Annotated in this window: 18 protein-coding genes and 1 pseudogene; 7 read left to right on the forward strand and 12 right to left on the reverse strand. The window is 37.0% G+C overall.

Annotated features, from left to right (window positions below):
• Positions 1-35: 35 nt before the first annotated feature.
• From NE363_RS04475 to NE363_RS04510, 8 genes are all read right to left on the reverse strand, one after another.
• On the reverse strand, positions 36-1,682 hold the full coding sequence (locus NE363_RS04475; protein WP_445535914.1) for an ArnT family glycosyltransferase: 1,647 nt from the start codon (positions 1,680-1,682) through the stop codon (positions 36-38).
• Between the two features lie 9 nt (positions 1,683-1,691).
• Positions 1,692-2,072, reverse strand: coding sequence for a GtrA family protein (locus NE363_RS04480; protein ID WP_019457304.1), 381 nt, complete (start codon positions 2,070-2,072; stop codon positions 1,692-1,694).
• A 1-nt stretch (position 2,073) separates the two neighbouring features.
• A complete protein-coding gene (locus NE363_RS04485; protein ID WP_019457303.1) occupies positions 2,074-3,054 on the reverse strand; it encodes a glycosyltransferase family 2 protein in 981 nt (326 codons plus the stop codon).
• Complete coding sequence (locus NE363_RS04490) at positions 3,051-3,845, reverse strand: ChbG/HpnK family deacetylase (protein ID WP_346788858.1); 795 nt, start codon at positions 3,843-3,845, stop codon at positions 3,051-3,053. The genes NE363_RS04485 and NE363_RS04490 overlap by 4 nt, the downstream gene beginning before the upstream one ends.
• 257 nt (positions 3,846-4,102) lie before the next feature.
• Positions 4,103-5,194, reverse strand: a complete 1,092-nt coding sequence (locus NE363_RS04495; RefSeq protein ID WP_445535915.1) for an A1S_2622 family ABC transporter permease subunit — start codon at positions 5,192-5,194, stop codon at positions 4,103-4,105.
• Positions 5,191-6,321 carry an ABC transporter permease gene (locus NE363_RS04500; RefSeq protein WP_445535916.1) on the reverse strand — a complete coding sequence of 377 codons (1,131 nt, stop codon included), beginning with the start codon at positions 6,319-6,321 and terminating at the stop codon, positions 5,191-5,193. The genes NE363_RS04495 and NE363_RS04500 overlap by 4 nt, the downstream gene beginning before the upstream one ends.
• A gap of 3 nt (positions 6,322-6,324) precedes the next feature.
• Positions 6,325-7,446 carry an HlyD family secretion protein gene (locus NE363_RS04505; RefSeq protein WP_445535917.1) on the reverse strand — a complete coding sequence of 374 codons (1,122 nt, stop codon included), beginning with the start codon at positions 7,444-7,446 and terminating at the stop codon, positions 6,325-6,327.
• A 13-nt stretch (positions 7,447-7,459) separates the two neighbouring features.
• Positions 7,460-8,947 (reverse strand): TolC family protein, encoded by a 1,488-nt coding sequence (locus NE363_RS04510; protein WP_445535918.1) that lies wholly within the window; start codon positions 8,945-8,947, stop codon positions 7,460-7,462.
• Between the two features lie 376 nt (positions 8,948-9,323).
• On the opposite strand from NE363_RS04510, the gene serC reads away from it, so the two are divergent.
• Positions 9,324-10,403, forward strand: a complete 1,080-nt coding sequence (gene serC, locus NE363_RS04515; RefSeq protein WP_019457297.1) for a 3-phosphoserine/phosphohydroxythreonine transaminase — start codon at positions 9,324-9,326, stop codon at positions 10,401-10,403.
• A 56-nt stretch (positions 10,404-10,459) separates the two neighbouring features.
• On the opposite strand, the gene NE363_RS04520 is transcribed toward serC, so the two are convergent.
• Together NE363_RS04520 and NE363_RS04525 are read right to left on the reverse strand one after the other, a co-directional pair.
• Positions 10,460-10,606: a hypothetical protein gene (locus tag NE363_RS04520; protein WP_019457296.1), complete on the reverse strand. Its 147-nt coding sequence runs from the start codon at positions 10,604-10,606 to the stop codon at positions 10,460-10,462.
• A 33-nt stretch (positions 10,607-10,639) separates the two neighbouring features.
• The gene (locus tag NE363_RS04525; RefSeq protein WP_004699843.1) at positions 10,640-11,581 is read right to left on the reverse strand and encodes a hypothetical protein; all 942 of its coding nucleotides are present in this window, start codon (positions 11,579-11,581) and stop codon (positions 10,640-10,642) included.
• Between the two features lie 256 nt (positions 11,582-11,837).
• Here NE363_RS04525 and NE363_RS04530 point away from each other — a divergent pair, with 256 nt between their 5' ends.
• Entirely contained in the window at positions 11,838-12,323 is a 486-nt protein-coding gene (locus tag NE363_RS04530; protein WP_077163168.1) for a YaiI/YqxD family protein, read from the forward strand.
• Positions 12,324-12,333: 10 nt separating this feature from the next.
• Positions 12,334-13,242: a DMT family transporter gene (locus NE363_RS04535; RefSeq protein ID WP_445535919.1), complete on the forward strand. Its 909-nt coding sequence runs from the start codon at positions 12,334-12,336 to the stop codon at positions 13,240-13,242.
• Between the two features lie 29 nt (positions 13,243-13,271).
• Here the strand turns inward: NE363_RS04535 and NE363_RS04540 are convergent.
• Positions 13,272-13,352: pseudogene (locus tag NE363_RS04540) on the reverse strand (PilZ domain-containing protein); the annotation flags it as partial.
• 137 nt (positions 13,353-13,489) lie between these two features.
• Between NE363_RS04540 and NE363_RS04545 the strand changes: the two are divergent.
• From NE363_RS04545 to NE363_RS04555, 3 genes are all read left to right on the forward strand, one after another.
• On the forward strand, positions 13,490-14,725 hold the full coding sequence (locus NE363_RS04545; RefSeq protein WP_031944926.1) for a lipoprotein-releasing ABC transporter permease subunit: 1,236 nt from the start codon (positions 13,490-13,492) through the stop codon (positions 14,723-14,725).
• Entirely contained in the window at positions 14,718-15,404 is a 687-nt protein-coding gene (gene lolD / locus NE363_RS04550) for a lipoprotein-releasing ABC transporter ATP-binding protein LolD (RefSeq protein ID WP_004699850.1), read from the forward strand. The genes NE363_RS04545 and lolD overlap by 8 nt, the downstream gene beginning before the upstream one ends.
• An 83-nt stretch (positions 15,405-15,487) precedes the next feature.
• A complete protein-coding gene (locus NE363_RS04555) occupies positions 15,488-17,920 on the forward strand; it encodes a DNA internalization-related competence protein ComEC/Rec2 (RefSeq protein ID WP_445535920.1) in 2,433 nt (810 codons plus the stop codon).
• Here NE363_RS04555 and NE363_RS04560 read toward each other — a convergent pair.
• Positions 17,873-18,856, reverse strand: coding sequence for a lysophospholipid acyltransferase family protein (locus tag NE363_RS04560; protein ID WP_445535921.1), 984 nt, complete (start codon positions 18,854-18,856; stop codon positions 17,873-17,875). The genes NE363_RS04555 and NE363_RS04560 overlap by 48 nt on opposite strands.
• 136 nt (positions 18,857-18,992) lie before the next feature.
• Between NE363_RS04560 and sppA the strand changes: the two genes are divergently transcribed.
• Positions 18,993-20,009: a signal peptide peptidase SppA gene (gene sppA / locus NE363_RS04565; protein WP_233929962.1), complete on the forward strand. Its 1,017-nt coding sequence runs from the start codon at positions 18,993-18,995 to the stop codon at positions 20,007-20,009.
• Positions 20,010-20,012 lie beyond the last annotated feature (3 nt).

Genomic DNA, 20,012 nt, shown 5'->3' on the forward strand with positions numbered 1-20,012 from the left:
GGAAGCTCAGGCTTCCTTTTTTATTTCTGATTTATTTATTTTGCTGAATGGAAAATAAACACATCATAGTTTCTGTAATGCAAAGTTTTTACTGACGGGTCTTTAGTTGCAAAATTATTAGGTTGGCTTACCACGATCAAATCTTGCTTTTGAGATAAAGCATCTTTGAGCTGCTGTTCGCTCCACAAATACTTTTTAAGTTGTGGTTCAAATAATAAACCATCTTTAATTTCTAAAGAAGCGCTATCAGAGTGAACACTATCCCATTCATTTACAATATAAACAGGCTGTTTAAGCTGTAAAAGGAAAGGCACATCATAAAAATAGTAATTGTAGAAAACTATTTTTGTAGATGGGGTGATGTACTCAGCAAAATCTGTTTGGCCCACATTGTTTTTAGTATCTAAAATACGAACAGCAAAAGGAACCGAACTACATAGAACAATTAAACTCATAAAAATATAGTTTAAATAGCTCACTTTCTGCTTTTTATATAACCATACTAAAACCAGTGGAAGCACAATTAACAGTGTACCAATGGTGTAAATGAATATGGCTTGATGTTGAAAAAATGGTTGATTCGCACGGAGAAAATGTGGGGTGGCCACAATACCAATCCCAAGAATCATAATAAATACAGGAGTACCCCATACCTGTAATTTGGTTTTATAACTGCTTCCAAGAACTTTATTAATCACAAGCGCCAAGAAAATAGTAAGGGGTGGTACAGCAGGTAAAATATAGCCTGCTAGTTTAGAAGGCGGAATAGAGAAGAAAACCGTAACAGAAATAAACCACCATACAAGCAGCGCAAATACACCTGATTGCTTATAATCTTTAAAGACGGACTTAATAGACTCAAATCTACTCGCAAAAAACCAAGGTAAAGAACCGATAAACAAAATAAGCAGATAGAAGCACCAAGGTTGCTTATTATTAAATTCTTTAGAACTGAATCGACTAAATTGTTGGTCAATAAAGAAATAATGTAAAAATTGAGGATATTTGCTTTGTACTGCGTACAACCATGGACTAACAATAAGTAAGAATAGCAAGATAGCCAATGGGTTAAGAAGCGAAGGTATTTTTTTCCATTGTTTTGTGTAGAGTAACCAAGGTAATAAAATCATGCCTGGAATGAGCACACCAATAAGTCCTTTACTTAGAAAAGCGGCTGCACCAGCGACATAACCTAAAAATAAAATAGATTTTCGTGCAGAAATGGTGAAATCAGCAAAGCATAAAACGCTTAATGTAATCCCGGATGCTACTAATAAGTCATGGTTAATATATTGACTACTACCAAAAAAAAGTAGGTTAGTCGCTAAAATAATAACCGTGAGTTGCGCTACACGCTCTGAAATATGTTTTTTTACAAACCAGAATAGACTAACTAAGGTGAGTGTAGCGGCCAAAACAGGTACTAAGCGTAACACCCATACATGCACCCCAAAAATTTCCATAAAAATAGAACTTAACCAATGGAGCAATGGAGGTTTATGCATAAATGGTAAACTATCGATTCGTGGAGTTAACCAATCTCCAGATTCGACCATCGCTCGGCTAATATCTCCGTAGCGGCCTTCATCGGGTACTGACAAAGGTCTTATCCAAGAAAGAACAAGTAACCAGCATGGTAAAAAAAATAATAAAAATTTCGAATTACGAAGCCATTGCTGCATACACAATCCTTAATGTTGAAATGCAAAAAAACGGTTAAGCAAAAAAGTCACGACAGAAGTCAGAACAATTGCAATACACACTAAGGTTGAAACAGGAATGTCAAAATAAAGATTTGAAAGTAAAAGAAAACTTTCATTAAATAAAAAACCTAAGCCTGCAACTAATGTGAATTTTGGTAAAGTCTGACGATGAGCAAGATGCTGTGCTTTAAAAGTGAAAATGCGATGCCCGAAATAGCTCACCCAATAGGCAACTAAAAATGCAAGTAAATTGGCATATTGCAGCTCGACATGCTTCTTAAACAGAAGCATGGCTACACTATAGTGGGTGAGTGCTGCTGCGGCACCAGTAGTGGCAAACCGCGTGAGCTGAAAAATATGAGCAAACATGTTAGAAACTTGAGAAAGTATTTTCAGGCTTTGTGATGGATTTTTCTTGTTTAATATGAGAATGTTCGGATGCAACAATATACTTTGGTCTATTTTTTACTTCCGCATAAATTCGACCTACATATTCACCAACAATACCTAGAAATAGCAATTGTATACCACCTAGTAATGTCATGCCTGCTACAAGTGTTGCCCAACCTGGAACAGAAACACCCTCAATCAAGGTTTTAAGGATAATCCATGTTCCGTAACCCATAGCACCTAAAGCTAAGATTGCGCCTAAATAAATACAAATGCGTAAAGGTAAATCTGAAAAACCAGTTAGACCTGACATGGCTAAGTTAAAGAGAGCTTTTACGTTAAAACTAGAACGACCATGCTGACGTTCTTGCTCAGAAAAATTAACGCCTATACTTTTGAATCCAACCCAAGCATAAAGACCCTTCATATAGCGGTTTTTTTCTGGCAATTGTTTAATTGCTTCAACAACTTTTGCATCTAATAGACGGAAGTCGCCCGCACTTTCAGGGATATCGATCGGAGAACTTAAGTTTAATATACGATAGTAACCTTGGGTTAAAACACGTTTAAGCCAAGATTCAGTAGTACGATTGCGAATACCATACACCATGTCATAACCATTTTTCCAAAGGTTAATCATGGTTGGAATTGCTTCAAATGGATGTTGAAAATCAGCATCAATGAGTAGCGTCACTTCACCTGTTACGTGATCTAAGCCAGCACTTAGCGCTGCCTCTTTACCAAAGTTGCGTGAAAGTTCAAGCACAACCAATGGGTAATCATCAATCATTGTTTGTAGAATAGGAATGGTGTCGTCTTTACTCCCATCATCTACAACAATAATTTCATAGCTAAGATTTTGCTGTTTTAGACTATTTGCTAAAGCAGGAATAAAAGTTTTTAAATTTTCTGCTTCGTTATAGGCTGGAACAACGCAGGATAAAAATGGTTTTGTGTTCATTGCATTGCCCCTAGTCTAGTGAGCTGGATACCATATTGCTGACAATCAAGTTGGAACTGATCCGAACTGAAATATTCATATTCTTGTATTCGGGCATGTTGAATCGGATCTTGATCATTTGATTCTGCAAGCGCTGGATGGCACATAATCAGTAAATGGTCTTTTGCATGTGCAAGCCAATACTGGTTCAGTTCGCCATAGTCAGTTTGCTTAAAATCATAGATGCCGGCAAATTGGTCATTTTGATTAAAATGATATGTTTGACATGCTTTTGCTAAAGAATTAGAACCCAGTGCAGATAGCACGCGAGTCTTAAAACGATAGTGAGGTAAATCTATCGGGTGCTGTAAATTTCGAATCCAACCCGTAAATTTTTTCTCTTTTAACAATTGCAGCAAAATATCGCGTATGAATGGAAATTGATGAATATGCTGATGTCCATCAATAAAATCGGGGTGCTTTCCCATGACTGAAACGAATAAATCCCATTGTTCTTCAATACATTGGGTAATTGATTCACGATTCAGACTTGAAGACCATGCACGTAAAATCAGCATGGGTAAGGAAAAAACAGTATTACTTGAAGCGAAAGCATGGGTAAGATTTAAATGTAAACCGATATCAACTTGATCGCTAAAGGGTTTTAATTTGGCAGCAGCAGTTTCCCATAGTTCAGATTGGGTCATACATGAGGTTGCTTGAAGTGCACCTTGTTCAATTAAATGAATAATTGCATCAGATATTTCTGCATTCATTGCAAAGTCATCTGCGCAATAACACACTTTTGCCATATCCAGATTCCGTCATAGGGCAGGATTACAGAATACTCTGCGTAGCTGCTGAAAAACTATACTAATTACTATGGAGAAAATTTCTTAATTTCAACTTAAAGTTTTCTTAAGGTTTCGTGACAATTGATACAAATTAATACTTTGAATTTATTTATTTTTTTATAAATTTTTGGTCAATTATTTAAGAAATAAGCTTTAACTATAAGATTTTATAGTAAATAAAAATATAATTTATACACATTCATGTACCCTTAAATTTACTTGGAATTTTTTAAACGTGAATGGGCAATAATTAAAAAAATGATTCCAATTGTTGCAAGAAAAATCAATTTAGGTATCACAACATTTAAAGGAACACCCATTTGATTAAGCTGTACAAACATTTGTACACCGTGTGTAGAAGGTAAGCACCAAGCAAACCATTGTAACCATTCAGGCATGGCATGGTGGGGCCATGCGGTACCAGTTAATAAGAAAAGCGGAACTGAACTAAATACAATAATATGTCCAGCACGTTCTGGCATGTCTAAAAGTGAGCCAATCAACATGCCTAATCCAATCACACAACTAATAAAAATCGGAACCGCGACGAGTAAACCAATAAAATTTCCACCGTGTGGATAGTCGTTGAACCACAAGGTAAAACCAAAAAGATAAAAACTGCCTAAGCAACCAATAGTAAACAAGCTGGCAAAAATTCCAGCAAACCGAATAGCTGTAATTTTTTCATGCTGTTCGCGGTAGCTTGCAATCAGCATGGCTAAGCCTAATACAATCGTTTGATGAATAATGAGTGTGGCAACTGCTGGAAAAATATAGCTTCCATAACCTGAAAGGGGATTAAATAAAGGAACCTGATGAATAGAAAGGGTTGGTTGGAAATGAGTACGCTCTCCAAATTTTTCAACATATTCTTTTAATGTGGCCTCAATAGAAGTAGCAAGACCTAACCCAATTTCTTTAGTTTTTAAAAAGTTGGTTGTACTTAAGTATAAGCCAATTCCACCAGTTTCTCCGCGGCGTAGGCTCTGTGTTAAGTTGTTGGGTAAAAGCAAAATACCATCTGCTTTTTGTTCACGTACCATTTGTTCGGCTTCGAGAAAATTCGCAGTGACTTCAACAATTTTTACGTTCGGACTATTGCTGGTTTGTCCAATAATTTGAGAGCTTAAAAGACTTTGTTCTTCGTCAACGATGACGATTGGAATTGATTCAGCACGTTCAGCTTTATAGGCAGTTGGATAAAAAAAGCTATAAAGAATGACTGATAAAATCAGTGTCGTGAAAACCGAACTATTACTAACAATATCTTTAAATGTTTGGGCATAAGCTTTTAAGAATTCTTTCATTGCGCAGCTCCCCGAACTAGTTTTTTAAGTAGCAAGGAACTCAAAATGAAATAAATAAGACAGTAGCCAATCAGTATTAAAAAGGGCGTCATTGAAATAAAAAGTGGACTTCCAATGACCCACTGTTCGGTCTGGAGCTTTGCATAAGGTGTATAAGGAATAATTAAAGACCAAAATTTAGTGAAAATCGGTGCATTATTTAAAGGTAGGGTCACACCAGCAAAACTTAAAGAAGAACCACCGTATACAGCAATAAAACCAAAAGTTTTACTTAAATTTTTGGTGGCAAGAATGACAGTACTACTAATGAGTGCATAAGAAAAATAAAGCAAAAACTGGGCAACTAATAAAAAGCTGAGAGAGCCAGCGACAAACCAACCGCGAATCTCAACCAACCAAAACATCCATAACCAAGTCCAGAGACAAAAAATAAAGCTATAAAGTAAATTTTTAGCCAGTAAGCCGCGGATAAAATTTTCACGGTTAACCCACTGGGTTAAGGTGCCGCGTTTAAGCTCTTGTCCAATAGCAAAAGCCACGCAACAACAGAGTAATAGGTGCAAAACAGCAGGAACCATGAAAGGTTCTAAATAAAATTCATAGCTCATATTTGGGTTATAGAGTGTTGAAATTTTGACGTGCGCTGTAGGAACATCTAAATAGGGGATATTATTTGCTAAATAACTCTGGCCTGCATAGTCTGCTAAAGCATTAAGTGTACTGACCAACATGGCAGAGGAAATCGTATTTCCTACGCTAAAAAAAGATTGGTTAAATGCAATGCTAATTTGAGCGTCTTGAGCTTTTACAAAACGTTTTTCAGCGCCGTCAGGAATAAAAACATAGCCCCAAATTTTGGTTTCATTGAGTAGTTTTTCAGCTTCGGTCGAGCTTGCAGTAATTATTTTAACATCTACCGTATGATTTAACGAAAGATACTTTTCAATATTGCGGCTCAGCTCACTTTGGTCCTGATCAATAATTGCGATAGGTAAATGTTCAGCCTTACCTGCATAAAACATGCTGCTAAACAAAAAAATGATAAAAGCAGGGATGAGTGTCACCATACACAAATCCCATTTATTGCTTCTTAGATAGTTTAGTTCACGTAATATACTGGCAAACATGTTTTATTTTTCTTCTTTAATTTTAAATAGAACACTCATGCCAACCTTTAAGTCTTTGACAGGACGCTCAGGCACTAAATGCAATTTAAAGCTACGAATATCATAGCCACCAGTCTGACGAGTGGTTTTAATCGTGGCAAATTCACCTTCAGCATCAATATTTTTTACTTTAAACATTACGGTTTGATTCAGCGCAGGAATGAATCCTTCTAGCGTTTTGTTTTTATAAACAGAAGCGTACTGATTTTCACCGACATTTAAACTCACCCACAAATCATCATCTTCTAAAATGCTGACAACCGGCACACCTATTGCAACTAGTTCAGAAGGTTTACCATAAGTTTTTGAAACTGTACCTGAAATAGGAGCGAGTAAGCGGGTTTCTGCTTCAAGTGCTTGGGCTTCACTGACAGCTGCTTTTGCAATATCCACTTGAGCATCTGCTGTAGATTTCTGCTGACTGGTACTTCCGCGCTTTGCTCGCGCATATTGTTGATAAGCTGCCTCACTTAACTCTTGAGCAGAGGTTTGGGCTGCAAGCATCTCATCTCGTCTTTGACGGGAAATGACACCTTGTCTATATAAATTTTCTCCACGCTGATAAGTGGTTTTTGCAAGATTTGCTTGAGCTTTCATACTCTGCCAGTTGGCATACAGAGTATCAATATTTTCTTGTTGCGAACCTCGATCCACAGTCGATTGAAGTGCTAAAGCTGATTGTAAGGTTGCTAAGGCTTGTTGCTTTTTGGCTTCTATTTCTGGACTGACTAAACGAACTAGAGGTTGTCCTTTAGAAACTTTTTGACCTTCTTGTAAATAAATTTCTTCAATACGACTTGGAACTTTAGTGCTCACGTGAATCGTTTCAGCCTCAACTCTGCCTTGTAATTCAATAGGCTTTGGTTGATAACTTTTCCACAAACCGAAAATGATCAAACCTAACAAAGCAATAATGACTACACCAATTATTAGTTTAATTTTTGAATTTTTAGGTGGCTGAGTATTACTTTTATTCGACTTTACTTCTTGAGTATTGTCAGTTTGAATATTTTGTTGATCTTGACCTGTTTGCTCTGTATCCGTAACAGGTGAATCTTGTTGAGAAGAAGATGATTCTTGATTCATTTTATGCCCCCTATTAGCGGATATAGTCAGTATGTGGTTGAGTCACATAAGCTTTAAACTGGTCCATAGAACCATGGCTTTGCAATAAGGTTGCAAGTGACATGACATATTTATATGCATTTAAAGCCATTTCTGTTTTTAGAGCACTTAATGCATTTTGCGCATCAATAACTTGTGTGGCTGTTCCCATACCTTCACGGAATGAAAGTTCCTGAATACGTAAGTTTTCTTGAGCTGCACTAATATTTCTTTGCAATAACGTGTGACTTTGCTGTGCTGAATTGAGCTCGTTATATGATTTATTCAATAATCCTTCAATTTCTTGTTTAGTTCGCTCAGTTAATAGTTCTGAGGCATAACGTTTTAACTCGGCCGCATGAATATTCTTATTTTTATCTACACCTGAAAACAAGTTGTACTTTGCCATCACACCTACAATCCAGTTTTCCTTTTCATCTAGTGCATATTCGCCAAAAGCAAATAGACTTGGTTTCTTTGCTGCTTGTTGAGCTTGAATATTTGCATGAGCCAATTGAGTATCTAACTGCATTTTTTGCACAAGACTCGATTTTTGAGCGTAACTACTTAGCAGTGCTTCTAAAGATTGGCTACGAACTGTATTTACAAAAAGAGGAGTACTTAAATCAGCATTACTTTGCTGATGAAGAAGATTGTTTAAACTGAATTGACTGGCATTTAGGTTTGCTTGAGCGTTTTGTAAAGCTCGCTCTGCATTGTTACGAGCAACTTCAAATTGCATGCGTTGACCTTTACTAATAAAACCTTGCTGTTCGAGCTTTAACGCATTGCTATAATGTTTCTGCATTGCATTAAAGTTAAATAAGCTACTCGCGACCAGTTGCTGTTGTAATTGCACATTGAAATAACTTTGTACGACTTCAAACCGCTGGATATCTTGTTGTTGCTGGCTTGAAAGCTCTGAGCGCTGAGCCTGAATGTTGGCTATCTTTTTTGCACTGCTGGTTAAGCCCCCTGTATAAAGAGGCATCACAACTGAAATAGACGGGCGTACGACCTGATCTTCTAAAGTTAAATTGGCGTAGTTAGGAAAGCGATTTATCCCATCATGGATGATTTGGTTTGAACCTTCCTGAATTTGTCCCAAAACATCGGATGGAATGACATTGTTCCACTGGGACAATTTGTCATTTAGCCCTTGGCTTAAATCATTCTCAAGCTTTTGTTTGAAACCACCAAGTGGTACGTCTGTTTCACTGTGAAATGCGTATGCTCTTACGTTTAAATCAACTCTAGGTAACCCTAGGCCTTTGACTGCTTCAGCTTCTAATTGAGAAGCTTGTTGCAATGCTTGGTTGGCTTGGGTGCTATATGAGCTTTTTAAAGCTTGTTGTTCAGCTTCGGCATAACTTAAGCTTTGTGCATAAATAGGCGTTGCAATAAATATTCCCAATACCAAAGCAAGATAATTGGGTTTAAAGAGAAAAGGGCGTATTGACTGTCGATACTGATGTGTTGGCATTTTATATAACAATTTTTGATCATCCCTTATAGTTTAAATTTCTTGTTATTAAATTCAATTATCATATTGTTTATTATACAATTGTATAGAAGCACAAAATGATTTTGAGTTTATTTTACTTGATGGAAAATTATACAGCATACTTTATATATTCATCACAGTATGGGAAACTCCATTCACAAGTCAAGTTGAACTTTATTTAATAAAACTTATAAAAAAATAAGTGAAAGCAAAGAAATAAATAAAATAGTTATTGAAAAAATAAACCTAAATACGTCCTAGCATTGAAATATTTACTAGAGAAGCTGCTGCAAGCTTAAGCAATCTGTGGTTAAATGCCTTTTTTTATTGTGTTTCACTTTACAAGGGAAAAATCATGCGCGCGTACAATTTCTGTGCTGGTCCTGCTGCATTACCTACTGCCGTTTTAGAAAAAGCTCAACAAGAATTGTTGGATTGGCAAGGTAAAGGTCTATCCATCATGGAAATGAGTCACCGTAGTGCTGACTATGTTGCGGTAGCTGAAAAAGCTGAAGCTGACTTGCGTAAGCTTATGAATATTCCTGAAAACTATAAAGTGCTATTTTTACAAGGTGGTGCGTCATTACAATTTTCAGCAATTCCTTTAAATCTGCTTGGTAAAAATAACAAAGCAGATTATATCCATACAGGAATTTGGTCTGAAAAAGCGTTAAAAGAAGCAAAACGCTATGGCGATATTAATGCTGTAGAAGCAGGCATTAAAGTAGATGGTAAGTTCGCAATTTCTGATCAAAGCGAATGGAACTTATCTGATGATGCTGCTTATGTTCACTATGCAGATAATGAAACAATTGGTGGTTTACAGTTTGCAGGTATTCCTGATGTTAAAGCACCACTTGTTTGTGACTATTCATCAAGTATTTTATCTGCTCCATTAGATGTGACCAAGTTTGGTTTAATCTATGCTGGTGCGCAAAAAAATATTGGTCCTGCTGGTTTAACAATCGTTATTGTTCGTGATGATTTACTTGACCAAGCTAAACCAGAAATTCCAAGTATTTTAAAATATGGTGATCAAGCGAAAAATGGTTCTATGGTAAATACACCATCGACTTATGCTTGGTACTTGTCTGGTTTAGTATTCGAATGGTTACTAGAGCAGGGCGGGGTAGACGCTATTCATAAAGTTAACCTTGAAAAAGCTCAGTTACTTTATGGTTATATCGATTCAAGCGATTTTTATAATAACCCGATTGCTATTCCAAACCGTTCAATTATGAATGTACCATTTACTTTGGCAGATGAAGCTTTAGAAAAGCAATTCTTGAAAGAAGCTGAAGAAAATCATTTATTGAACTTAGCAGGTCATCGCTCAGTTGGTGGTATGCGTGCAAGTATTTATAACGCAGTTCCATTAGAAGGCGTTCAAGCACTTATTCGCTTCATGGATGATTTTGCTAAACGTAATGGTTAATTAAATCAAATAAAAAAGCCCTCGAAAGAGGGCTTTTTTATTGTGTAATTTATTCATTAAAAAGGAACAAAACCAAATTGATGAATCATCATCGCGGCTAAGAACATACCTAAAACAAAAAAGCAAAACGCACCAGTATCGACCCTTATACGTGGGTTACTAGTTTGAATGAGGCTGGTGGTTTGTTCAGGTATAATCTTCATTCAATAGCCTAATTTTTAAAATATTAGTGAAATTCAATTAGTTTCACTATTTTTAGCATAAATATTCGCCTGAATCCAGATATTACCGCGAATATATTCACCAATATTAAAGTTTTTGTACAAATCATTTTGGGTCGCAATGCGCACTAATATGGCAGGAAGATCATCTTCTAAAACTAAAGTGACATCATAAAGAGTATATTCTGCTCCCATAAATGACATTGAAGTTTTACCTACAATATTACCTTGGAACCAAGCTTCATCTTCCTGACCAAGATTTTCTCCATATAAATATGCAACCATTTTAGAAAAATCGACTGTTACAGGTTCATGATCTTCCTCAGTTTTTGGTTGCCATTCATTAATGAGCTCTTGTAGGTTTTCAGGTGCAATTCCATTATGTTCAGTCAAAATTGCATTTAACGCACGGTGGTGTTTAATAGAGGCAGGGTCATCTACAACAATGGTTTCACCAGCAGGGACTGGTTCTAACTCATAGGCCCATGCATTAAATTGAACTTGATAAGTTTGGGTTTTGTCATATTGACAACGATTAACACTAAATAAATTATCAAATGCATAAACAGTCGTATTTTTATTTAATCTTAAACTTAATACTGCCTGAGTTGCTGAGTCACAAGTAATGATGCGCTCAATTTGCGCATTATATTGATAAGGACTTTCAAAACTAGGAAATGCTGTTTTTAGTGCGCGCGGCTTTTGATTTTCAACCGCAATAATTTGGTTAATGGTGACATTCTGTCCTTGAGGACCTTGAATCAGCCAAAAAGATTGATCCATCTCATCTTCATGCTGACATAAGCCCATTGGCATTACAGGTGCATCAAGCGCCAATCCAAGCCATTTTGGTACATCTGTCTCTGGATGGGAGGTTAATAGATTCCAATGCTCGCCATGACTACCAAAATTTTGGTCGTTTACCGTAATAACTTCTGGACTGTTTTGATTTTTCATAAGTACGATTGATGTTGGGTTTATCTCACTTGTTATATTAAATCGAGGGTAATTGCTATTTTTCAAGTCAACATGTGTAAATTCTCTTGTAAAAGCACATATTTACTTATCAAAAATCCTTCCAATCAATAAATCACTTGCTTTTAAGAGTGAATATGCTCGATTGTTAAGGTATTGTTAAAATTAAATTTAGAAAATAAGTTTTATATTTAGCGCTATTCTCGAGTGAAATGCATCTGTTAGACTTAGATTTTTAGTGGAAATAGAGAATAACGTGCTGCCATTTAAGCTGTGGGTAGACGCAGATGCATTACCTAAAATTTTGCGTGAAGTCATTTTGCGAGCTTCAGATCGTTATCAGTTGGAAGTAATTTTTGTAGCTAATCAAAATGTCGGAATTACCCCATCGGTCCGTATTAAGTCAATACAGGTTTTAAGTGGAGCCGATCAAGCCGATCAGGAAATTGTAGACCGCATGTCTGAAAATGACATTGTCATTACACAAGATATTCCACTTGCTGCGCAAGTCATTGAAAAGGGCGGTATTGCGATTCATCCCCGTGGAGAAATTTATACCACTGCGAACGTAAAAGCACGTTTGCACTTACGTGATTTTATGGACACGCTGCGCGGCGCTGGTGTACAGACAGGTGGCCCACCTCCAATTTCAGAACGTGATAAGCGTGAGTTCTCGAGTTCACTCGACCAAACGATTTTAAAGCAAAAACGTAAAACTGCTTAGTGAGCCTCTTATGCCATCCCAAACCAACTTGGCTTCAACGTATGTGTTGCTTGTATTTATTTGGGCAACGACGCCTTTAGCCATTGTATGGAGCGTGTCTGACTTACATGTTATGTGGGCTTTGCTGTTACGTTTTTATATAGCATTACCTCTTTCGGTTATCGTGTTATTAGTCTTAAAAACAGCTTTTCCGATTCATAAACAAGCTCTCCATAGTTATTTTGCAGGTTCTTTTAGTTTAATTGGCTCTCAAATTTTTACCTATGCTGCGACCCAATATTTAAGTTCAGGCATGATTGCCCTTATGTTCGGTCTGGCACCTATTATGGCTGGTTTAATTGGTCGTTTCGGGTTTGGTCATCATCTTTATAAACTACAGTGGCTTGGTATGGCGATTGCTGTTTGTGGCCTAGCAATCATTTGCTTAAATGGATCTGGTCAGCACGTGCATCCATTTGGCATTGTTTTAATGTTGATTAGTGTTTTCGTTTATTCATTTTCTATTTTTTGGGTAAAAAAAGTGAATGCCAAAATTCAACCTATGGCTCAGGCAACAGGCTCAATTTTGGTATCTTCACTTTTGGCGAGCTGCCTAATTCCATTTATTTGGCAATATGCACCGACCCATTTACCGCAAGCTAAATCTCTATTTGCTTTAATTTATACAGTGCTTATGGCCTCGCTTGTGGCTATGTTCTGTTATTTCAAACTTGTACAAAATATAAAGGCAACCACTTTATCGCTTACCACCGTTATTACACCTATGTTAGCTATGGTGATTGGTGCTGTTTTAAATCATGAGCACCTTTCGATGATGGTTTTTGTGGGGGCATTTATTATCTTGTTTGGTCTATTCCTTTATTTCTATAAAGACATTCAGGCAAACCGTAATTTTGCTCAACATATTAAATCTAAATAGCAGAAGATGAGGGTAATTTGTTGAGCTTATTCATTAAATTGTTCTAATTCGTAGCTAAATGCATGATCAAATTGATCTCATATCTTAAGTAGTAGAAAATAGCGCAGCAATATAATATTAGGATTGTTAAGGATAGGTCAGAACTTACTGATTTTTAAACCTTAATACTGCATCTAACGATATGGCCAAATAGGAAGTGTAACTTGCACTTCTCTATTTTCCATCAATGACCTTGGATTTAGAAGGTATGTTTAAACCAATCTCACTGTATATAGGGTTGAGATATACTCGCGCACGACGCAGTAATCATTTTATTTCTTTTATTGCATTGGTTTCGATGATCGGTTTGACACTTGGTGTTGCTGTACTGATCACGGTACTTTCTGTAATGAATGGTTTCGACCGCGAATTGAAAAATCGTGTTTTGGGAATGGTTCCGCAAGCGACAGTTTCATCGACGCAAATTCTTACGGATTGGCCTGAACTGGTTAAACGAGTTGAAAAACATCCCCATGTCACTGGAGTTGCACCTTTTACCCAATTGCAAGGTATGTTAACTGCTCAAGGGCAAGTGGCTGGTATTATGGTGACGGGTATTGACCCAAAATATGAGAAGAATGTATCTATTATTCAAGATCATATTGTTGCTGGTAGCCTTGACTCACTGAAAAAAGGTGAGTTCGGTATTGTGCTTGGTAAAGACATGGCCGATTCACTTGGTTTACGTCTAAATGACAGCGTGACACTGGTTTTACCTGAAGCAACGCCATCTCCAGCAGGTGTAGTGCCTCGTTTTAAGCGCTTTAAAGTGGTTGGTATTTTCAGCGTAGGTGCTGAAGTGGACTCAATGGTTGGGTACATTGCTTTATACGATGCATCGACTTTATTGCGTTTACCTGATGGTGCTCAAGGCGTCCGTTTAAAAATGGATGATATCTTTGCTGCGCCTCAAGTTGCTGACGATATTGTGAAAAACTTGCCAAGCAATTTCTATGCAACGAACTGGACCTATACACACGGTAATTTGTTTAACGCCATTCAAATGGAAAAAACATTAGTTGGTTTATTACTTGTACTGATTATTGTGGTTGCGGCATTTAACATTGTCTCTTCTTTGGTTATGGTGGTTACCGACAAAAAATCGGACATTGCAATTTTACGTACTCTAGGTGCGTCACCATCTATGATTACTAAAATCTTTATGGTGCAAGGTACAGTGATTGGAGTGATTGGTACAGTTGCTGGCACGGTTTTAGGTGTAATTTTGGCACTTACAATTAGCGATATTATTTCTTGGTTTAATAATGTGCTCGGACTTAATTTGTTCGATGCCTATTTTGTACATTACTTACCTTCTTACTTAAGATGGCAAGATGTGACAATTATTGTAATTGTTTCTTTACTCTTAAGTTTCTTGGCAACTATTTATCCGGCACTTCGTGCAGCCAAAGTTCAACCTGCCGAGGCATTGCGTTATGAGTAAAATCGTTTTAGAAGCAAAAGAGATTTATAAGCATTTTGATGACGGTAAATCTAAGGTTGAAGTCATTAAAGGTCTTTCTTTACAGGTTGAAGCAGGGCAGTTTGTATCTATTGTCGGTGCAAGTGGTTCGGGTAAAAGTACTTTGTTGCATGCACTTGGTGGCTTAGAGCAACCAACTCAAGGGCAAGTATTTCTAAATGGACAGCGCTTTGATAACTTGGGTGAAGCAGAGCGTGGTTTCCAACGCAATAAATACCTTGGTTTTGTGTATCAATTTCACCACTTATTACCTGAGTTTTCTGCACTTGAAAATGTAGCAATGCCTTTAATGCTTCGAGCAGACAGTCAATTTAAGTCTGTAAAGGCACAAGCTGAGTATTTGCTAGATCGAGTTGGGCTATCTCATCGTATGGACCATAAACCAGGTGAACTTTCTGGTGGTGAGCGTCAACGTGTGGCTCTTGCTCGAGCATTGGTGACTAAGCCTGCGGTCGTTCTAGCTGATGAACCAACGGGTAATTTGGACCGTAAAACAGCTGTGGGTATTTTTGAGTTACTTACTGATCTTAAGAAAGAACTAAACATGGCAATGCTCATTGTGACCCATGATGAGCAATTGGCTCAGGCGGCAGATTCTATCTTACATATGGAAGATGGTTTGTGGGTAAGCGGTTCTTAAAAAATTGTCATTAAATCACATTGTTAAAGCCCACTCAGTTGGGCTTTAATTTTGCCCCTAAAATGATAATGACAAGATTTTGAATGTTTAAAATTATTCTATTGGGGTGGATTGGCGGTATTGCATTAATGGGTATTCATTTATCTTTAATCATGCAATATGGAGAAGTAGCTAAAGTTCTACTTTTACTTACCTTTATTTTTTTTCTTTTTAAACGATCAGTATTTGTTGGTCGACCACTTCTAAAGGCTATGTATTGCCTGCTATGTACAACAAGTCTGTTTATTGTCGGGTATCAATATGCCGAAAATGCACTGATCGAACGCTTACAACAAAGAGAAACGGATCCAAAGAATGTCGATATTATTGTTTATATAAAGAAACTTAGTGAAGAAAAAAATAATAAGGTCCAACAAACTGCACAAGTATTAAACTTATCAAAAGAACCAGTAAATTGGCTGTTGTATTTAAAAAATGATAATCAGGATGGGTTGAAGAGCAATCAAGAACTTGAATTAGGCCATTACTATCGACTATCTGGAAAAACAAAACCTGCTCATAGTTATGCCACAACAGGAGCTTTTGATCAGGAAAAGTGGTTTATTCAGCGAAATATAATGTCTGGATTTACTGTTCAGCATATTGAACCTTTAAGCCTTGATGAGATCTATCAATTAGGATATCAACAGCATTTGAAAGAGCAGCAGTCCTTTTTTAATAGATTTCATTTACATATAGAAAAGCTTCGCTTAACTTTTAGGCATTTATTGGAAAATTCTACGCTCCAACAAAAGGGCCTAATTTTAGCTTTACTGACTGGTGATGAAAGTCTTTTATCAGATGAAACTCAACTACAATTTAAACAATTAGGAATTGCTCACTTATTGGCGATTTCGGGTCCACATGTACTTATTTTTGCCATCATGTTGTCTTGGGGGTGCCACCAACTCATTTGTCGTTATTACCCTCAAATTTATTTATGGAAACCGAAACAGGTTTTGATGGCTGTGCCATGCTGCCTCGGTGTTTTAATTTATACAGCTTTTGTGGGGTTTGAAATTCCTGCATTACGGACATTGTTGTCAGTCTTTATATTTATTTCCTTCTTAATATTAAAACAACCTCTTAAACCATTTGCATTACTGGTATATAGCGCCAGCCTACTGTTGCTAATGGACCCGTTTAGTGTCCTTTCCGCAGGTTTTTGGCTGTCGTATGGGGCCTGCTTTATTTTATTAAGAATTTACCAAACTATAGTGCAGTTACCTGAGCAACATTTTTTAAGTCTGAGTTCAAAACTGATTTTTATGAGTAAGGTGTTAATTGAGTCTCAAGGCAAAATATTTATTGCATTGAGTCCTTTAACCTTACTTTTCTTTCAACAAATTTCTTGGGTTGCTCCATTAACCAATATTATTGCTGTGCCTATTATTGGTGGTGTTATTGTCCCTTTAAATATCATGGCTGCTTGCGCATGGTTTGTAGTAAAACCATTTGGAAATATGCTTTTTCATTTCAATGATATTTTACTCAGTATCTTACTGAATTGTTTGGGCTTATTAGAAAAAATCTCTTTACCATTACAGGGTATAAGCTTGACGCTACTAGCTCTATTTACAGTTAGTTTAGGTATCCTTATTTTATTTTTGCCTAAAGGCGTTTTCCCAAAAATATGGGGATTACTCTGTTGTTTACCCCTAATTGTAGTGAATAAAACGAACCAGCAAATTCAGCTTCATATTTTAGATGTTGGACAGGGGCAGGCTATTTTCTTAGAACATCCTGAACAAAACTGGCTAATTGATACAGGTGGCTCTTACGATGAAAAGATCTTTAGTATTGGCAAAAATGTTGTAGTCCCATTTTTACGCCAACAAGGTGTAAAACAGTTAGATCGTGTTGTGTTGTCTCATCTTGACCAAGATCATAGTGGGGCTTTTCCTGCCATTCAGCAGGAGATTCCTGTAAAGCAGGTTCTCTCAAATGAGCAATCTTCAAATACTCTCAAGCAGTCATTTCAATATTGCCATCAAGGTCAACAATGGCAATATCCTGAGTTAGATATTCAAGTTTTATGGCCTAAACAAAAAGATTTAGTTTTTGTACCTTCTCAACAGAATCAATATTCCTGTGTGATATATCTTCATTTCAAAGGAGTCAGTGATTACCAAAATTTTCTGATTATGGGAGATGCGGGCTGGGAAGCAGAATACGAGCTGTTAAAAGACTATCCAAGCTTAAAAGTAGATGTTTTGGTATTAGGGCATCATGGAAGCAAGCACAGCTCTGCTTATGATTTCTTAACAACCTTAAAACCAAAACTGGCAATTGCATCAGCAGGGTTTGATAACCGTTATGGCCATCCTAGCCAAGAGGTTATCAATCGTTTAAAAACCCTTCATATCCCACTTAAAAGTACAGTAGAGCAAGGGGAGTTAAGTTTTGTTCTGGAAAATCACAAAATGGTTTTACACGACCGACGTTTTGAGCGGATCTGGTTGCGTAGAGTTCTCTAAAGCTTCAGCTTTGAGTCTATTCACAGTTTTAATCGCTTCTGAAGGGTCAACATTATAAACATTATCTAAAGCTGGGTTTGCTTTAAAGCGTTTATAGCTCCAGTGGTAGTGTTCTGGATATTTATGAATGAGCTGCTCAATTGCTTGATGGATGACATAAGTGCCATCGTCAGCAGAGCCTTCATAGATTTTCTCATCCATAGGTTCAATATGCATGGTAAACCCGTCATTTTCATTACGGATCGCATACAGAAATAAAGCTTTCGCTTTAGTTTTTTGGATGAGCTTGGCACTTAAATTACTTGAAGCAAGTGGAACACCAAAATAATTCACCATATCTCCACCAATGTTTGGAGTGTGATCTGGCAAAATGACTGTAGTTTCACCTTGTTTAAGTGCTTTAAAAATTTGTCTTACGCCAGTTTCATCGGTCGGGACGAGATTCGCCTGTTCACGGCTGCGAGCTTCTCGTACGAAACGGTCAGCATCATCATTTTTGACTGGTTTATATAAAATAGTCATTGATGTGAACTGGGCACACCATGCATTCATTACTTCCCATGTACCAAAATGAGGAACAATGAGTACAACACCTTTCTTCGCTGCTAAAGCATCATGAAAGTATTGTTCGCCTTCTATACGATGAATACGAGAAATATTTTCTTGGTTCGATGAACCCCAAATACTTAAAAATTCAAAATATGAGGTTAATTCATTACGTATAGCCTTTTCTGTAATTGCTATACGTTGTTGTGGTGTTAAGTGGGGTAGAGCAATCCTTAAGTTAAGTTCTATACTTTTTGAGGTTTTAGTAATTTTTAAAGTATTTACAAGACCAGCCAATAGACGAGCAATAGAGCGCCCAAATTGAATAGGTAGTCGGCTAAATGTTTTGAGTAATTGATAGTTCATGCTTTTTGAATCTGGTCTAGTCATCTATAGCAGTAAGGTAAGGAGGGAACAACAAATAAAAAAGACAAAAATATTATAAATGAAATCATATTATTTAGACAGTTTTTATCAAATCAACGTATATAATGACATCATTTCGATTGATTTGGATTGGAATTTTATGTCCGATTGGCCACCAAAACCACAAAATGAACCTATAACCCCTAAACAGAACGGACCAGAATGGCAAATCCTTGAGAAAGCTGTAATGGCTTCTGTAGAAGAACAACGCCGTAGTCGTCGCTGGGGTATATTCTTTAAAACACTTACTTTTATTTATCTATTATTTATTGTTGTGTTAATGGGCAAGGGTTGCTCAACCAGCAAAGAAGGCTCAGCAGCAAGTAGTAGCAGTGCTCATCTGGCTGTAGTTGATATTGTTGGAACCATTGATGCTTCAAGTAATCAAGCAGTAAATAGTGAAGATACGAATAAAGCGCTTAAACGTGCTTTTGAAGCTTCAAATAGTAAAGCAATTGCACTTAATATTAATTCTCCTGGCGGTTCTCCTGTTCAGTCGGATGAAATTTGGCAAGAAATTCGCTATTTGAAAAAAGAACATCCTGACAAGAAAGTCTATGCAGTAATTGGTGATATGGGTGCTTCTGGTGCTTATTATATTGCTTCTGCTGCTGATGAAATTATTGTGAATCCATCAAGTTTGGTCGGTTCAATTGGTGTCATTATGCCGAACTATGGCATTACTGGTTTAGCTCAAAAACTCGGAATTGAAGACCGTACTTTGACAGCGGGCACCAATAAAGACATTTTAAGTATGACAAAACCGATCAATCCTGTACAAAGAGAACATATTCAGTCTGTACTCGATAATGTCCATACTCATTTTATTAATGCAGTTAAAGAAGGACGCGGGAAACGCTTAAAATCGAATGACCCTGCTATTTTCTCTGGTCTTTTCTGGACTGGTGAACAAGCAATCCAGTTAGGTGTTGCTGACCGCTCAGGTAACATTACGAGCTTGATGCGTGAACTGAAGCTTGATAATAAAGTTGACTACACGATTGAACGTAACCCATTACAATCTATTCTTGGTCGAATGGGTGCAGAAATGGGTAAAGGCTTAAGTGAGTCGGTTGCTCAACGTTTAGAGACGAGTCAGAACGCCAAGCTACAATAATTT

This window comes from Acinetobacter sp. G18 (assembly GCF_052660225.1).

What these genes read in the sequence shown, in the direction of transcription:
- NE363_RS04475 (WP_445535914.1), bottom strand. Translation starts at nt 1,682, where the DNA reads ATGCAGCAATGGCTTCGTAATTCGAAATTTTTATTATTTTTTTTACCA.
- NE363_RS04490 (WP_346788858.1), bottom strand. Translation starts at nt 3,845, where the DNA reads ATGGCAAAAGTGTGTTATTGCGCAGATGACTTTGCAATGAATGCAGAA.
- NE363_RS04520 (WP_019457296.1), bottom strand. Translation starts at nt 10,606, where the DNA reads ATGAAGATTATACCTGAACAAACCACCAGCCTCATTCAAACTAGTAAC.
- NE363_RS04510 (WP_445535918.1), bottom strand. Translation starts at nt 8,947, where the DNA reads ATGCCAACACATCAGTATCGACAGTCAATACGCCCTTTTCTCTTTAAA.
- NE363_RS04525 (WP_004699843.1), bottom strand. Translation starts at nt 11,581, where the DNA reads ATGAAAAATCAAAACAGTCCAGAAGTTATTACGGTAAACGACCAAAAT.
- NE363_RS04480 (WP_019457304.1), bottom strand. Translation starts at nt 2,072, where the DNA reads ATGTTTGCTCATATTTTTCAGCTCACGCGGTTTGCCACTACTGGTGCC.
- NE363_RS04555 (WP_445535920.1), top strand. Translation starts at nt 15,488, where the DNA reads ATGTTTAAAATTATTCTATTGGGGTGGATTGGCGGTATTGCATTAATG.
- NE363_RS04505 (WP_445535917.1), bottom strand. Translation starts at nt 7,446, where the DNA reads ATGAATCAAGAATCATCTTCTTCTCAACAAGATTCACCTGTTACGGAT.
- NE363_RS04560 (WP_445535921.1), bottom strand. Translation starts at nt 18,856, where the DNA reads ATGACTAGACCAGATTCAAAAAGCATGAACTATCAATTACTCAAAACA.
- NE363_RS04495 (WP_445535915.1), bottom strand. Translation starts at nt 5,194, where the DNA reads ATGAAAGAATTCTTAAAAGCTTATGCCCAAACATTTAAAGATATTGTT.
- serC (WP_019457297.1), top strand. Translation starts at nt 9,324, where the DNA reads ATGCGCGCGTACAATTTCTGTGCTGGTCCTGCTGCATTACCTACTGCC.
- NE363_RS04545 (WP_031944926.1), top strand. Translation starts at nt 13,490, where the DNA reads ATGTTTAAACCAATCTCACTGTATATAGGGTTGAGATATACTCGCGCA.
- NE363_RS04485 (WP_019457303.1), bottom strand. Translation starts at nt 3,054, where the DNA reads ATGAACACAAAACCATTTTTATCCTGCGTTGTTCCAGCCTATAACGAA.
- lolD (WP_004699850.1), top strand. Translation starts at nt 14,718, where the DNA reads ATGAGTAAAATCGTTTTAGAAGCAAAAGAGATTTATAAGCATTTTGAT.
- NE363_RS04500 (WP_445535916.1), bottom strand. Translation starts at nt 6,321, where the DNA reads ATGTTTGCCAGTATATTACGTGAACTAAACTATCTAAGAAGCAATAAA.
- sppA (WP_233929962.1), top strand. Translation starts at nt 18,993, where the DNA reads ATGTCCGATTGGCCACCAAAACCACAAAATGAACCTATAACCCCTAAA.
- NE363_RS04535 (WP_445535919.1), top strand. Translation starts at nt 12,334, where the DNA reads ATGCCATCCCAAACCAACTTGGCTTCAACGTATGTGTTGCTTGTATTT.